The organism is Microbacterium sp. SORGH_AS_0454 (assembly GCF_031453395.1).
Taxonomy (GTDB): domain Bacteria; phylum Actinomycetota; class Actinomycetes; order Actinomycetales; family Microbacteriaceae; genus Microbacterium.
Window position 1 is genome coordinate 1468511 of sequence record NZ_JAVIYS010000001.1, and the last position, 13926, is coordinate 1482436.

Below are 13926 nucleotides of genomic sequence, written 5' to 3' on the forward strand. Positions count from 1 at the left end.
AGATGCGGCGGGGCCTCAGGGCGTCAGCGAGCGCCGACCGCTGCGCCAGGCCGACGGGGCCACGCCGGTGTGACGGCGGAACGCGCGGCGGAACCCCTCGTCCGAGGCGTACCCCAGGGCGCGCGAGGTCTCGGAGACGGGCGTTCCCGCGTCGAGGAGGTCTTCGGCTCGGCGCATCCGCACCGCCGTGACGTACGAGGCGGGTGAGGTGCCGAACACCTCCCGGAAACGGGCGGCGAACACCGACCGCGACATCGCGCCGAGGGCCGCGAGCTGATCGATCGTCCACTCCTTTCCGGGGTCGTCGTCGACGGCGGCCGCGACACGGGCGAGGAACGGGTCGGCGGTGCGCGGCGGCCACGAGGTCTCGTGCTCCGACGCGGCCCACGCACGCAGCGCCGACAACAGCACCGTGGTCACCATGAGCTTGCAGATGGTCTCGTCGCCCTGGCGGTCGAGCGCGGCACCGGGGGCGGGAATGCCCAGGTGGGCGGCGAGGCCGGCAGCCGCGGGTTCTGCGCGTGCGAAGCCGCTGACGAAGACGACCGGCGGTAGGGCGCGGGTGTGCACCGTCGGAACCACCTCGAGCGGAACGACGGTCACCTCGGCGCCGGACTGCGAAGCCAGCTCGAGCGAGTGGCATCCGAGCGAGATGAAGGCGTCTCCCGTGAGCAGCGTACGTCCGCCCTCCACCGCGGTCGCCGCCCCGGAGGGCGCGTTGACCGAGCATCCCGCTCGCGCGGCGCTGAGGCCGGTGAGCTCGCCGGAGCGCACGTAGACGATCGCGGATTCGCCCTGCGCCAGCGTCGTGCTCTCGCCCACCGACAACGACCGCCGCCACGCGCGACCGGGGTGCACGTCGATGTTCGACAGAGCGCTCTCGAGCGCGGCACGCGAGGTCATGAGAGCGGCAACCCCGCTCGTCTCGGCGCTATTCCGAGCGTCGTCAGCCCAACAGTTCGAGCCCGCTGAACAGCCCGATCGTCACAGAGAGAAGGCCCGCCGCCACTCCCGCGATGAACCCCGCCGCGGCGAGCTCGCGCGCCATGCGGGCGTTCAGGCTCACGATGCCGCAGACGAACGAGATCAGGGCCAGCACCCACATGCCGATCTGGATCCACATCAGGTTGTCGACGTCGGCGATCGCGCTCGCCGTGGCGACGAAGAGGTACCAGGCGATGACGACGACGCCGGTGACGATCGCGACGACGGAGACGACCCGCAGGTCACCCTTCGGCGCAGGAGGGGCGGGCGGCTCGTCGCGCGGCGGGATGTCGACGGCCGGTTCCAGCGAATCGGGGAGGTCGTCGTCTGCCATGTCTCGATCCTCCCAGGTCGCGAGGCCTTTCGGCGAGGTCTTGACGGGCCTCGCCGCGGGCGACCGCGCCTAGGCTCGAGGGGATGAGAACCGTCGGAGTCGACCTCGCCGCCGGAGCCCCCGGCACGGCCCTCGCCGAGATGCACTGGGCCGATGGCGCGGCCCGGCTCACGCGGCTCGAGATCGGGATCCAGGATGCCGACATCGTGGCATCCGTCCGCTCCGGCGACGTGTGGCTCGGGGTGGACTGCCCGCTCGGCTGGCCCGACGCCTTCGTCGACTTCGTGCAGGCGCACCACGCCGGCGCGGCCCCGACGCTCGGACCGGTCGACGGAGGCGCGGACTGGCGGCGCACGCTCGTCTACCGCCACACCGACCACGTGGTGCGCGAGCGCATCGGGCGCTGGCCGCTGAGCGTCTCGACCGACCGCCTGGGCGTGACGGCGCTGCGCGGCGCGGGCCTCTTGCGGCGGTTGGCCGAGGCCGGGTTCCCGGTCGACCGCGCGGCCGAGGGGCGCCTGTTCGAGGTCTACCCCGGCGGATCGCTGCGCCTGTGGGGCTTCGACACGAGCGGATACCGAGTCGATGCGGCCCGCCGGGCGATCCTGCTCGACGCGCTGACCGAGCGCGCCCCGTGGCTCGACCTCGGCGGATTCGGCCCCCTCGCCGTCGCGAAGGCCGATGCCTTCGATGCCGTCGTCGCCGCCCTGGCCACGCGCGCCGGAGCCCTCGGGTCGTTCGAGCGCCCGGCATCCGCAATGCTCCCCGTCGCCCGGCGCGAGGGGTGGGTCGTGCTGCCGGACGGGCCTCTCGAGGAGCTGGCGGCGACCTAGGCTGGCGGCATGTGGGGCGATCGCGGGGCGAAAGCGGCAGAGAAGCGCGTGCAGCGTTTCCTCGAGGATTACGACGCGCAGTGGCGGCGTGCAGCGCCCGCCTTCGAGGATCGGTCCACACGGCGCAACGCATTCTCCGAGTGGCGAGAACTCGTCGTCCCGCTGACACGTGATCACGTGGTGGGGGAGCACGTTCGCTTGGACTCCTCGTTCGGTACGCCGCCGGGGTACGGGGTCGCCGTGGAACGGATCGTGCGTTCCGAGGTCGAGGGTGACCGCGCGTTCGTCCTGACCGAGATGATCGACTCGCCGACGCGGCAGAAGCACGAGTACGTCCTCGAGCGCGAGGGGCGCGGGTGGAAGATCAGCGCCATCGAACAGCACTTCGACGACCCCCGCACCCCCTTCGCCGATGCGGCCCATGCCCGGGCGCTCGCCGCCGACGCGGCACCGGACGCCTCTCTGGACGAGCTGCCCGATGAACAGCGAACCCTCGACGAGGTGCGCAACTTCACCGAGCGCTCGGTCGTCCACCGGCGCAGCGGAGAAGAGTCGGAGGTGCGCGTCTCACCCGCGGGCACGCTGGTGACGACGTCGGGTGTGCTCGCCGTCCTCGACTTCGGCTACGACAACGACGACGCGCGACCCCTGGCCCGCAGCGTGACCCCGGGGTCGTACCCGGTGGAGAGGGTGACCGGTTTCGGCCGCAACGCCGCCCTGCGGGTGCGTTTCAGCGATCGGATGCCGGTGACCTGGCATCCCGCCGATCTGCCGACCGGGCCGGGGCACTTCTTCGGCGTCGACGCGGGTTCGGCGTGCATCGTCGACCTCGCCGCGTACGCGACCATGAGCCGGCGGGCCAAGGCCGCGGCCTTCACCGAGTACATGTACGCGCCGTCGCCGAGCGTGCAAGAGGTCGCCCTCGGTCCATCCGACGTGGGCATCGTCGCGGAGTCCGGGTACGGCGACGGTCAGTACCCGGTGTACTGGGGGCTCGACGAGACGGGCGCGGTCGCCCAGCTCGTCATCGACTTCCTGGTGCTCGTCACCGCGGACGAACAGGGGAACCTGCGGCACCTGTGACATCGCCTGCCGACGCCTCTCACGGGTTGCAGACGTCGCACGTGGCCGGATCGGCCTCGCGCTGAGGCCGTCGGCGCTCGCGCTGCTCATCGCAGGCCGGGCAGCCGTCGACGTCGATGCGCACCTGCGAGGTGGCGTTGCCGCACGCGCCGCACCGCAGTCCGCGAACGACGCCCACCGTGCCGAAGCCCGGGCATCCGCACCCCGGACACAGGCGGTTCAGCCGGGCCGCGAGCAGCCACGACAGGCGTCGCAGAACCCGTCGCCGGGTCGGGTTCATGTGCGCGCGCAGGTCGGGCTCGAGCTCGACGGGGCCGCGGCGCAGCAGAGCGTCGATGACCGCGGCATCCTGAATCCCTTTATGCATCCCGGTGTCGGTGCGCGCGACGACGGCCTGATGGGGAAAGCCCGCGCGAGCGAGGTAGCGCCGCACCTCGCTCTCGGTACGCACGACACGTGCCGGGGCGACGTGCGTGTGCTGGCGGAGGCCGTGGCGCACGCGGATACCGCGTTCGACATCGACGAAGACGGCGAGCTCCTCGTGCACCATGGGGCCGAAGCCCCCGAGTGCCGGGGCGTACGACGCCTCGGTCGCGAGCCCCGTGGAGGTACCGAGCTCGAGAGCGGCGGCCCGCGCCTTGGACGTGGCCGCCTGTTCGGGGGTGCCCGCCCTCGGCACGTCTCGGGTGAACGTGCCGAGGGAGTCTGTGTCGAGCTGCACCGTCGGGCTGACACCCGCGCCGAGCCACCGGGCGAAGGCGGGGGCGAACGCGGTCTCTTTCCCGTGCAGGGTACCCATGGCGGTCGTGTGGCCGACGTACGGCGACCCCGCTCGACTCGTCGCGGCGCACATCAGGCGAAGTAGTCCGCGCGGCTGACCGAGGTCGGCGAGACGAACATCACGCCGGAGGCGTGGTCGAGGACGGGGCGGATGCCGGCGACGATCGCGTCCGCCTTCTCGGGTGCCACGACGGTGACGAGCAGCGTCAGGGTGTCGTGGTCGTTGAAGAGCAGGCGTCCGCCGCGGGGGCCGTGGTGGCCCACGCCGGCCACGCCGGTGATCGCGGTGTAGCCGCGGGCTCCCAACGACTGCATGAGGGCGGACACCTCGGCGACGTCGTCGCTCGCGACGACCACCTCGATCTTGGTCATCGGGGTCAGCTCGGACAGGCTCATCAGCGGATCTCCTTCGTGGTGGTTTCTTCGTGGGCGGCGGGGAGGCCGGAGTGGTCGTGGGCGTCGAGGTCGTCCGCCTGCCAGCCGTAGCGACCCCACCGCATCCAGCGGGCGCTGTCGTGCTCGCGGACGCGGAGGGTGATCCAGCGATTGGTCACCAGGGTGCGCACGGCCTCGGAGGCGTCGATGATGTCGTTCACCCGAGCGAGCGGGGCCTCGACGAACACCTGAAGTCGGATCGGTTCGTGCCGGGACGCGCGGCCGACGCCCACCGACTGCCAGGGCAGCCCGAGGCGCAGGTCGCCGCCGTATCCGGAGAGCACGCCGACGGTGCCGACGACGTTGTGCAAGGGCTTGGGCCCGGCGCCGAAGCGATCGGGAGCCACCGTCGAGGCCGAGTACTGGGCGTTGATCCACTGCGCCACGATCATCGGCGCCGTCAGGATCGTCTCGAGTCCCGCGCCGTCGGGGTCGGCGGCCGCGTCATAGCTGTGCAGGAAGGCGCGGCGACCGAGGTCGGCGCCCGCGGTGATCGCGCGCGGCCCCACGATGAAGGCGGCGTTGCCCACCAGGCCCCACTCGGGGTACGCCTCGGCCCAGTCCGCGGACCGGCGCTCGGTGTCGCGAATCGCGCCGTGCCGCCCGCCCGCGCCAGGCAGGCCGGCGCTGCGGTCGGCCGTGTTGGCGGCGCGTGCGGCCTCGAGCCGCCGGGTCAGCTCCAGCACGACGGTCTCGTGCGTGGCCGGGATGGCCCAGGGCTCGAGCACGGTGACCTCGTCGGTCGCGGTGTCCATCTGCGCCGCGACGAAGAGCGTGTCGGCCGGTATCGAGACGCCGCGACCGGCGAGGGCGGCGCGCGTCTCGGGGTCGTTGAAGATCATGGCCGCCGCCCGGGCGTTGGGCTCGCCCTCGTGTCCGCCGCACGCGCCGCACTGCAGCGATGAGGCGAACGGGTTGTTCGTCACCGAGGCGCCGTGCCCCGTCAGCAGAACGATGGGCGCGAAGCCGTCGACGAGGCCCATCATCCGCAGCGCCGTCTCGGCGTAGAGCACGCGCTCTTCGAGGGTGAAGACGACGTTCGCGTCGACGTGCGTCGACGGCTTCGCAGGGCGCATCCGCGACACCAGTGCCCGCCAGGCCTCGGGAGCCAGCGTCCGCGCCGCGCTCGCCGCGCCGAGCACCCATCCGGCGGTCTCGGCGAAGGCGTACGGTGCGACGGCGGACTCTTTGAGCGCGTCGATCGTGGCATCCCGTTCCACGCTCGCCGCGTGCTGCCGCCTCCAGCGCGCGATCGCGTCGCGCTCCACGGACGACTCGGTGATGGCGACGCGGGGCGTGAGGAGCACCGGGCACGAGGCCACCTCGGCGGAGCCGTCGGCGGGACGGAACGAGATGGGGGCGGCGAAGAAGCCCGCGAAGCCGAGCGTCTCGACCTCGCCGGCGGCTTCGAGGTGCCGCCGGAAACTCTCCGACCGCGTGTCGATGCAGAAGACCGCCTGCGCGAGCGGCCGCTGGGTCCGAGCGCTCGGGCGAAGTACCGGCGCGGTCGCCGGGGCGAGCTCGCGCGCGATGCCCCTCTCGAATGCCTCCTGCCAGACGGCGAGCCGCGTCACGGGCTCGATGAGAGAGAGGACGGGTCGCAGGGCGGTGCGCACCTCGCCGTCGTTCGAGTCGACGCCGAGGGCGAGAGCGACGGCGCCGATGCGGGCGGTGTCGTCGACCGCGGACTCCTCGCTCACAGCTCCGGTCGGGAGGGAGGCGTCGGAGGGCAGCAGCAACCGTTCGAGCGTCGCGCGGATGGCGACGAGCGCGGTCAGGTCGATACCGGTCGTGGCGCTGTGTCGGACGAGGGCGGCCCACCCCGGCAGCGCGAGCACGTGCGCCCGCAGGAAGGACTCCGCCGCGGGCCCGTCGAGCTCCCACCGGGCGAGCGCTTCGCCGATGGCCCCGGCCGGGTCGTCGGAGCAGTTCCGGATGCCGCTGCGTACCCGCCGCGACAGGGTCGGGTCGAGCGCGGCCAGGCGCCGCCATGCCGTCCACATGCTCTCGCCCTTCATCGACCGCGACCAGGGCGCGGTTCCGAGCGAGGTGGCGAGCCAGCGCGCGGTGAGGTCGTCGATTCGCGCGTGGATGCGTGGCGACAGACGCGCCGCCGGCGTCGGGTGCGGGGAGGGCGCCGTCATCGGGGGAGTGACGAGCAGATCATGTCCGAGCACTTCGCCGACGGTTGTGGCCAGGCCGCCGATGCGCAGGACGCGGGGCGATCCCGCCTCGGACACGGTGAACCGCAGGGCCGCATGGAGGTCGGCGGGCGAGATCCGTCCCTGCGCGTGCAGGTCGCGAAAGCGCTGCTCGGGAAGGGACAACAGGATGCCGTGATCTCCGGCGATCCGTCCCATCGCCTCCTCCCAGTCGAGACTCTCGTAGCCGGCCACGGGGTTGCGGGCGATGAAGGTCTCGAGTGGGAAATGCGGCGAGATGCTGCGACCGGCGGCGGCGATCCAGCCCCGGATGACGGCGGACGAGGGAGGGGAGGCGAGGGCGGTCATCAGAATCTCCGGTACTCGAGGGGGCCGTCGGCGGGCGCCGGGGTCCAGGGCATGTCGGTGCGGGGTGCGGCCGGGGGCAGGGGCGGGCGGCCCCACGCGAAGGCGAAGGCGAAGAGGCGGTCAGCGAGCGGACCGGAGCTTCGCGCGACGAGGCCCGAGGCGGCGGCGATCGCGAAGACCGCGATGGCGAGTACTGCGGGTGCGGGTGCGGCGGCGATGACGGGGGTGAGCGCTTCGGCGGCGGGGAAGACCACCGCCAGGTAGGCGGCGGTCAGCGCGGCGAGAGCGCCGATGAGAACAGCCCGGGTGGCGGCCGGCGCCGAGCTCGCACCGATCCGCGCGCCGGCGATCGTCGCGGTGGCCCACGCGAAGAGCAGGAGCACCGCTGCGCTGTGGGTCATCGCCCCGGATGCCGCCAACGCCGCCGCCCCGGTCAGGAGCACGACCGCGCTGCCGATGATCGCGCCGCCGCGCGACGGGGCGGGGTGCGCGATGGCTCGGGCCTTGAGCGCGTGCTCGACCGCGGTTCCGGCACCGAGGAACAGGCTCGCCTTGTAGAGCGCGTGGCCGATGGCGTGGACCAGGGCGACCCCGAAGGCCCCGAGCCCGCAGGCCAGGAGCAGGAAGCCCATCTGTGCGGCGGTGGATTGCACGAGGCGGCCCTTCACGTCGGGGCGGGTGAGCATGGCGAGGGTCGCGACGATCATCGTGATCCCGCCGGCGGCGGCCACCGCCCAGGGGCCGACGGTGGAGGGCACCGCGGCGTAGCGCAGCAGAAGCAGAGCGCCCGCGTTCACGAAGCCCGCGTGCAGGAGCGCCGAGACCGGGGTGGTCGTCGCGGCGGTCGCGGGGAGCCATCCGTGAAGGGGGAAGGAGCCCGCGCGGGCCACGGCCGCGACCGCTACCAGTGCGCTCACGACCGCCGCCGAGGAGTCGTCGAGGCTACCGAGGGCTGCGAGCGAGACGGAGCCGGTCGACGCCACCGCCACGACGACGGCGGCCCACAGGGCCGCGTCTGCGAGCAGCAGCGTCACGGCGCTGCGCACCACCGCCACGCGCGTCTGCGGGCCGGCGCCGCCCGTCGAGATGAGGGCGATCATGCTGACCGTGCCGAGGGTCCACCCGGCTGCGAGGAGCACGACGTCGTTCGCGGCAATGGCGGTGGTCGACCCGACAGCCGCGAGCGACGACAGCGCGAAGAAGGTGCGCGATCGGGGGTCGCCGCGCAGGTTGCGGCTGGCGTAGGCCTGCACGACCACGGTGAGGCCGACGACCAGCAGCGCCAGAGCGGCACCGGCGATGTCGACGTCGGCGGCGAAGGCCGACGCGAGGCCCGCCGCGGCGAACGCCGCGGCGACGGCTGCAGGCCAGACGGCGAGGGAGCCCGGGGTGTGGCGACGCGCGACGTCCGGGAGGAGGGCGGCGACGACCGCGGCGAGCAGCGCGGCGATCGTGAGCGGGGCGAGAAGCGACATGCGCAGCACATTACCTGCAAAAAATTGCTTGTGTCAAAAAACAGGTAACAAATAACCGGTGCTTTGATTCCGGTACAGCAGGTCAGTATGCTGTGGCGATGACGACATGGACGTTCCTCACCAACCACGCCCATGTGTTCATCTACGTCGCCCGCGACCCCGGTGCCCGCGTGCGTGAGATCGCGGATGCCGTGGGCATCACGGAGCGCACGGCGCACGGCATCCTGGCCGACCTCGTCGACGCCGGGTATCTCAAGCGTGAGAAGGAGGGCCGACGCAACCGATACGAGTGCGTCGAGGACCTGCCGTTGCGTCACCCGATCGAGAGCGATCACCCCGTGGGGGCGTTGCTGCAGGCGTTGCGGGGCTGACCTCCCGCGGCGACACGCAGGGCAAGATCGAGAGATGATCACCGTCGTTTCGGCCCCGACCAATCTCGGCTTGCGGCCGCCTCGGCGGGGGAGCGTGCCGGGGGTGTCCAAGGCGCCGGATGCTTTGCGCGAGGCCGGCCTCTTCAAGCGCCTCGCTCATCGGGGGGCCCAGGAGGGCGGAATCGTGCTCGCCGGCCGGTATGTCGACGACGACGACGCGCGCGCCCCGGGTCTCGTTCGCAATCAGGCTCAGCTCGTCGACCATGCGCGGCGGCTCGCTGATCGCATCGATGGCGTCTGGGCGTCGGGCCGGTCGCCCCTCGTCATCGGCGGCGACTGCAGCGTCCTCATCGGGGCGGGGATCGCCAGTGCGCGTCGAGGTGGCGGCGGTCTCGTGCACATCGACGGGCACACCGACTTCCGGCACCCGGGTAACAGCGACGACTGCGCGAGCGTGGCCGGGGAGGATCTCGCCGCGGCTGTCGGTCTTCATTGGCCGGCGATTGCGGACATCGACGGCCTGTCCCCCTACTTCGACCCGTCTCGTGTTGCGCACATCGGGCACCGGGACGACGACCAGCACGTCGTCGAGGCTCGTCGCGTGCTGGGGCGGGTGGTGCCCGCGGGGGACCTTCGGGCGCGAGGTGCCGCCCCCGTTGCCGCCGAGATCGGACGCGTCGTCGGACGCGGATACTGGCTCCAGGTCGACGTCGATGTCCTCGACCCTGCCGTCATGCCCGCTGTTGATAGCCCGGATCCGGGCGGTCTCGACGCCTCGCAGCTGACCCGGCTCCTCGTCGAACTCGCGCCGTCCGCTCGCGGCGCCTCCGTCACCGTCTTCGACCCCGACCTTGACCCCGACGGCTCTCACGCTCGCGTCGTGGCGGCCATCGTCGTGAACGGTCTGGGAGAGCTCGGGACCGCGATCCGGGTGCCGTGACGTCCGCAGGGCGACGAAATCACCGAAAAGTCGGGATTGCAGTCAGTTGACACGGGATGCCGAGCGAACGGTGCTGTTTCGGGGCGCTCTTGCAGGCGTGTGGTCACCGCGCTAACGTGCAACCAAATGGTTGAACAAATGAGCGATGCGGACATCGACCGGGTCTTCCACGCCCTGGCCGATGCGACCCGTCGCGACATCGTGCGGCGAACGCTCGTCGCCGAGCAGTCGGTGTCGGAGCTCGCCGCGGCCTACGCGATGTCGTTCGCCGCCGTGTCGAAGCACATCGCCGTGCTCGCCGAGGCGCGGCTCATCACCAAGCGCGCGGAGGGGAGGGTGCGACTCGTGTCCGCCGACCCCGCCGCTCTGGCGAAGGCTCAAGCGCTGCTGCGCTCCTACGAAGACCTCTGGCGCGGCCGCGTCGACCGACTCGACGCGATCCTGCTCGAAGACGCCGGGGTGCCGGCATCCGATCCTCTCTCCGAACCCACCGAAAACTGAACCGACGAAGGAGTCGTCATGCCCGTCACATCCGTCGAGAGCGACACCGAATCTCTCACCATGACCCTGGTTGCCGACTTTCCGGTCGGCTCCGAACGCCTCTGGGCGGTCTTCACCGACCCGCGCCAGCTCGAGCGCTTCTGGGGCCCTCCCGGGTGGCCGGCGACCTTCGACGCCTTCGACTTCCGGATCGGCGGCCAGGCGAAGTATCACATGACCTCGCCGCAAGGACAGCGAGCCGGTGGTGCGTGGGAGTTCACCGCGATCGACGAACCGCGCGGGTTCGAGGTGATCGACTCGTTCGCCGACGAGGACGGCACCCCCATCGAGGGGATGCCGTCGATGCGCATGGTCTTCACCTTCGAGGCCACGCCCGAGGGCTCGCGGCTCACCAACGTCAGTCACTTCGCCTCCGTCGAGGCGCTGGAGCAGGTCGTGGCGATGGGCGCGGTTGAGGGCTCGACGCTCGCGATGAACCAGCTGGACGCCGTGCTCCAGGGGCTCCGCGAATTCGCACAGGGTAAGGGGACGCAGCTCGAGGTCCTCGACGATCAGCACGTGCGCATCACGCGGCTCATCGACGGACCGCGCGAGCTCGTCTGGCGTGCGCACGTCGACCCCGAGCTGATGCGGCAGTGGATGCTCGGCCCCGACGGCTGGCGCATGACCGAGCGCGAGGTCGATCGCACCGAGGGCGGGACGTACCGCATCGCGTGGGAGCCCGAGCCCGGCACCGAGGGCGAGGCGTTCGGGTTCGACGGCGAGATCCTGCTGCTCGACGAACCCCGCCGCATGGTGCAGACCGAGCACATGACGGGCACCGACTACCCCGCGACGATCAACGACTTGTCGCTCTACGAGGAGGACGGAGCCACCCTGGTGACGCTGTTGATCGAGTACCCGGATGCCGCCACCCGCGACGCCGTGCTCGCCACCGGCATGGTCGAGGGGATGGAGCAGAGCTTCCGGCGGATGGAGCGCGTGGTTCTGGGGTGACGGGGGCGGCCGGATGCCGGGCCAGTGCAGCCCACGTGGAGGGAAGGTCTGCCAGGCGGTGGCGAGAGGCGTCGAGATGCCGTGATGTGCAGAACCCCAGGGGTGCACCTTGCGGCGCAGGCCCCTGGGGTTCTGGCGCTTTCGGTCAGTCGACCCGTCGCGTCGTGCGGCGGCGCTGAACCAGCGTCACGGCGATGCCGGCGGCGAGGATGCCGAGTGCCCAGCCGATCGGTGCCAGGGGTGCGGATCCCGTGGTGGCGAGGTGGCTCGAGGCGCTGGCGCCGCTCGTGCTCGGGGTGGTGCCCGCGCTCGGGGCGGGGTCGGTGAGGGAGTCACGGTCGAGGTGGGGGTGACCTGGACGGTGAAGGAGTTGGTGAGGTTCCCGACCTTGAAGGTGATGGTGTGCGGGCTGGCGTGGTTGAACGTCACGGTGGTGAGGTTCGTGGTCGGGTCGTAGGTGATGGTGTCGGTGTCGACGCTGGAGGTGGTCACCGGTTGAACGTTTCCTCGGGTGGTGGGGTTGCCGTACTGGTCGACGGGCATCGTGTCGAACACGATCGAGTCGCCCTGGTTGGCGGTGATCGTCGTGGCGACGGTCCCGTCCGGGGCGACGGCCCACCGCGTGGTGCTGCTGCTGTCGCCGGGAGACACGAGGGCTTCAAGAGCGGTGGCGGTGCCGGGGGCGATGGTGAGCTTCACGTACTCGGTGGCGGTGCCGACGCTGTTGGTCGCGGTGACCTTGACCTTCCAGGTGCCGGCGCGGGTGGAGGACCCGGCGAGGATGCCGTTGGTGAAGGTGACGCCGTCGGGCAGGACGGTGCTGTCGGTGTCGTCGTTTTCGATGCTGTAGGTGGGGGCGGGGGTGCCGATCGCTTTCAGGTCGAACGAGAACGTTTCTCCGGCGGCGGCGCTCTTCTCGATCGGTTCTGCCGTGGAGGAGTCGGTGCTGAAGGAGGGGGCCGTGTAGGCGGTGACCGTCACCGTGGTGCTGGTGGTGGAGGGGCCGTGGGAGGTGTCACCGGAGTATGAGGCGGTGATCGTGTGAGTACCGGCAGAGAGGAAGTTCAGGAGGGTCGCGGTCCCGTCGGCGAGGGTGATGGACCCCAGCTCGGTGCTGCCCTCCGTGAACGTGACGCTCCCCGTTGCGGTCGCGGGCGATACCGTCGCGGTCAGTTCCGTCGCGGTGGCGTCGTTGGGGTTGTCGCTCGCTTTCAGCTCGATCGTGGTGGCGTCCTTCGGATCGTCGTAGGTGATGACGATGCTGCCGTTGCCGGAGTTGCCGTCCAGAGCGCGGACGTTCGTCGCCGACTCAGCGACGAAACCGGACCCGCCGCCACCTGAGCCGGTCTGCCCTCCCGGTGAGTCAGACCCACCACCGCCACCGCCGTAGAAGCCGCCGCCGCCACCACCGGCGGTGCCGTAGTTGTAAGCGGTCTGGTTGTCGGAGCCGGCGCCGCCCTGTCCGAAGGCCGTCGAACTCGAGGCGGGGCTGTTACTGCCGGCTTCTCCCAGATAGTCTCCGCCTCCGCCGTTGCCGGGGCTCGAGCTCGTCGCACCCCCGCCGGAATATACCCACGAGGAGGCGTTTTCCGGTGCGTTTCCCGGGTCACCTGCGCCGGTAGATCCGCCTGCGCCTCCGATCACCGCCTGGGAACCCGCGTTCGAGCCGCCGCCTCCGCCGCCGGTTGCCAGGAGGAGCGAGGCTGAACTGAACAAGAAACTTCCGCCGCCACCTCCACCGCCGCTCGAGTGCTGTGCAGCGGCCTTGGTGCCGGCTGAGCCGCCGCCGCCGAAACCGCCCGCAGCGGGATCGAGCGAGTCCGGGACGCCCCTTTTCCCAGCCCCTCCGACGACAGCGGTGAGCTTCTCGCCTGGCTCTACAGTCAGCGTTGCCCGTACGGAACCGCCGAGGCCGCCGGCACCCGTCTCGGCCTGGTAGCTGTTAGGCGCGCTCGCGCCGCCGGATCCAGCCGAGACGGTCGCCGTGACACTTGTCACACCGCTGGGAACTACCCATTGTTCGGCGGCCCGCGAATAGGCGAACGTGACGGTGCAGACGCCGGACACACACGAGGTATCGGCTGCCTGCGCGGAGACTGCTCCCGCGAAGGTCAGGGCGGCGGTCATGGCGACGCCGACACCTCCCGCGACCAGACGACGAACCGATAGGGACGAGGGAGAGCGCATACGGAGCTTCCTTAGGTGAAGGGGCAGAGGCCATTTCCGGCACGCCGACCGGCCGGTGTCAAAGCTACCGTACAGGTCACTTTCAAACCGTTTAATACCGTTTCGTTACAAGTCCGGTCGGTGGTGGTTCGGCGCACCGACGGCGAGACCGAGGGTTCTCTCCGCACAGTGGTTCGACGTGCGGCGCCGCGACCTCCGGCATCCACACCCCGTATGGGTGGGAAGGGGACGCGTCGAGCTCCGCCGAGCCCGCACCGACCATACGTAGCGATCGACGTCCTATCGGCTCACGGAGAGGGCGCGGCAGCCGATGTCGTCGATCGGCTGTCCGCCTTCCGCCGCGCCACGCCACGCGGACCACCGGCATGGTCGAGGAGTGGAGCAGATCTTCCGGCGGGGGCGCGAAGGGTTCTGGGCAGACTCGCGTCGCCGTGGCTCGGGGCTCATCGTCCGGCCCGCGCTACCCGGTCGTCGCGGAATCGGAGAACCGCACCGGA

At 71.3% G+C, this 13926-nt stretch carries 13 protein-coding genes; 6 read left to right on the forward strand and 7 right to left on the reverse strand.

Translation table 11 applies throughout. The features are described 5' to 3' along the window. Positions 1–15 precede the first annotated feature (15 nt). A complete protein-coding gene (locus QE454_RS06810; protein WP_309668562.1) occupies positions 16–903 on the reverse strand; it encodes an AraC family transcriptional regulator in 888 nt (295 codons plus the stop codon). Positions 904–946: 43 nt separating this feature from the next. Beyond that, complete coding sequence (locus QE454_RS06815; protein WP_307456704.1) at positions 947–1318, reverse strand: hypothetical protein; 372 nt, start codon at positions 1316–1318, stop codon at positions 947–949. 83 nt (positions 1319–1401) lie between these two features. Between QE454_RS06815 and QE454_RS06820 the strand changes: the two genes are divergently transcribed. Both QE454_RS06820 and QE454_RS06825 read left to right on the forward strand, forming a co-directional pair. Beyond that, positions 1402–2151: a DUF429 domain-containing protein gene (locus QE454_RS06820; RefSeq protein WP_210075774.1), complete on the forward strand. Its 750-nt coding sequence runs from the start codon at positions 1402–1404 to the stop codon at positions 2149–2151. A 9-nt stretch (positions 2152–2160) separates the two neighbouring features. Then, positions 2161–3234: a DUF4241 domain-containing protein gene (locus tag QE454_RS06825; protein WP_307456697.1), complete on the forward strand. Its 1074-nt coding sequence runs from the start codon at positions 2161–2163 to the stop codon at positions 3232–3234. A gap of 19 nt (positions 3235–3253) precedes the next feature. Here QE454_RS06825 and QE454_RS06830 read toward each other — a convergent pair whose 3' ends face one another. From QE454_RS06830 to QE454_RS06845, 4 genes are read right to left on the reverse strand one after another with little or no spacing between them, the layout of a single operon-like run. Continuing rightward, complete coding sequence (locus QE454_RS06830; RefSeq protein WP_307456694.1) at positions 3254–4033, reverse strand: DUF6671 family protein; 780 nt, start codon at positions 4031–4033, stop codon at positions 3254–3256. Between the two features lie 53 nt (positions 4034–4086). Continuing rightward, positions 4087–4410: a P-II family nitrogen regulator gene (locus QE454_RS06835; RefSeq protein ID WP_210075779.1), complete on the reverse strand. Its 324-nt coding sequence runs from the start codon at positions 4408–4410 to the stop codon at positions 4087–4089. Next, complete coding sequence (locus QE454_RS06840) at positions 4410–6959, reverse strand: DUF2309 domain-containing protein (RefSeq protein ID WP_307456692.1); 2550 nt, start codon at positions 6957–6959, stop codon at positions 4410–4412. Before QE454_RS06840 ends, QE454_RS06835 begins: the two co-directional genes overlap by 1 nt. Then, the gene (locus QE454_RS06845; protein ID WP_307456688.1) at positions 6959–8434 is read right to left on the reverse strand and encodes a proton-conducting transporter membrane subunit; all 1476 of its coding nucleotides are present in this window, start codon (positions 8432–8434) and stop codon (positions 6959–6961) included. The genes QE454_RS06840 and QE454_RS06845 overlap by 1 nt, the downstream gene beginning before the upstream one ends. A 98-nt stretch (positions 8435–8532) precedes the next feature. Here QE454_RS06845 and QE454_RS06850 point away from each other — a divergent pair, with 98 nt between their 5' ends. The 4 genes from QE454_RS06850 to QE454_RS06865 all read left to right on the forward strand — a co-directional run bounded on the left by QE454_RS06850 (position 8533) and on the right by QE454_RS06865 (position 11242). Further along, a complete protein-coding gene (locus tag QE454_RS06850; RefSeq protein WP_115916228.1) occupies positions 8533–8805 on the forward strand; it encodes a winged helix-turn-helix domain-containing protein in 273 nt (90 codons plus the stop codon). Between the two features lie 34 nt (positions 8806–8839). Continuing rightward, complete coding sequence (locus QE454_RS06855) at positions 8840–9745, forward strand: arginase family protein (RefSeq protein ID WP_307456685.1); 906 nt, start codon at positions 8840–8842, stop codon at positions 9743–9745. 138 nt (positions 9746–9883) lie between these two features. Next, the gene (locus QE454_RS06860) at positions 9884–10246 is read left to right on the forward strand and encodes an ArsR/SmtB family transcription factor (protein ID WP_373459394.1); all 363 of its coding nucleotides are present in this window, start codon (positions 9884–9886) and stop codon (positions 10244–10246) included. Positions 10247–10264: 18 nt separating this feature from the next. Continuing rightward, a complete protein-coding gene (locus QE454_RS06865) occupies positions 10265–11242 on the forward strand; it encodes an SRPBCC family protein (protein WP_307456679.1) in 978 nt (325 codons plus the stop codon). A 186-nt stretch (positions 11243–11428) separates the two neighbouring features. On the opposite strand, the gene QE454_RS06870 is transcribed toward QE454_RS06865, so the two are convergent. Next, the gene (locus QE454_RS06870) at positions 11429–13429 is read right to left on the reverse strand and encodes an Ig-like domain-containing protein (protein ID WP_309668563.1); all 2001 of its coding nucleotides are present in this window, start codon (positions 13427–13429) and stop codon (positions 11429–11431) included. Positions 13430–13926: the final 497 nt, after the last annotated feature.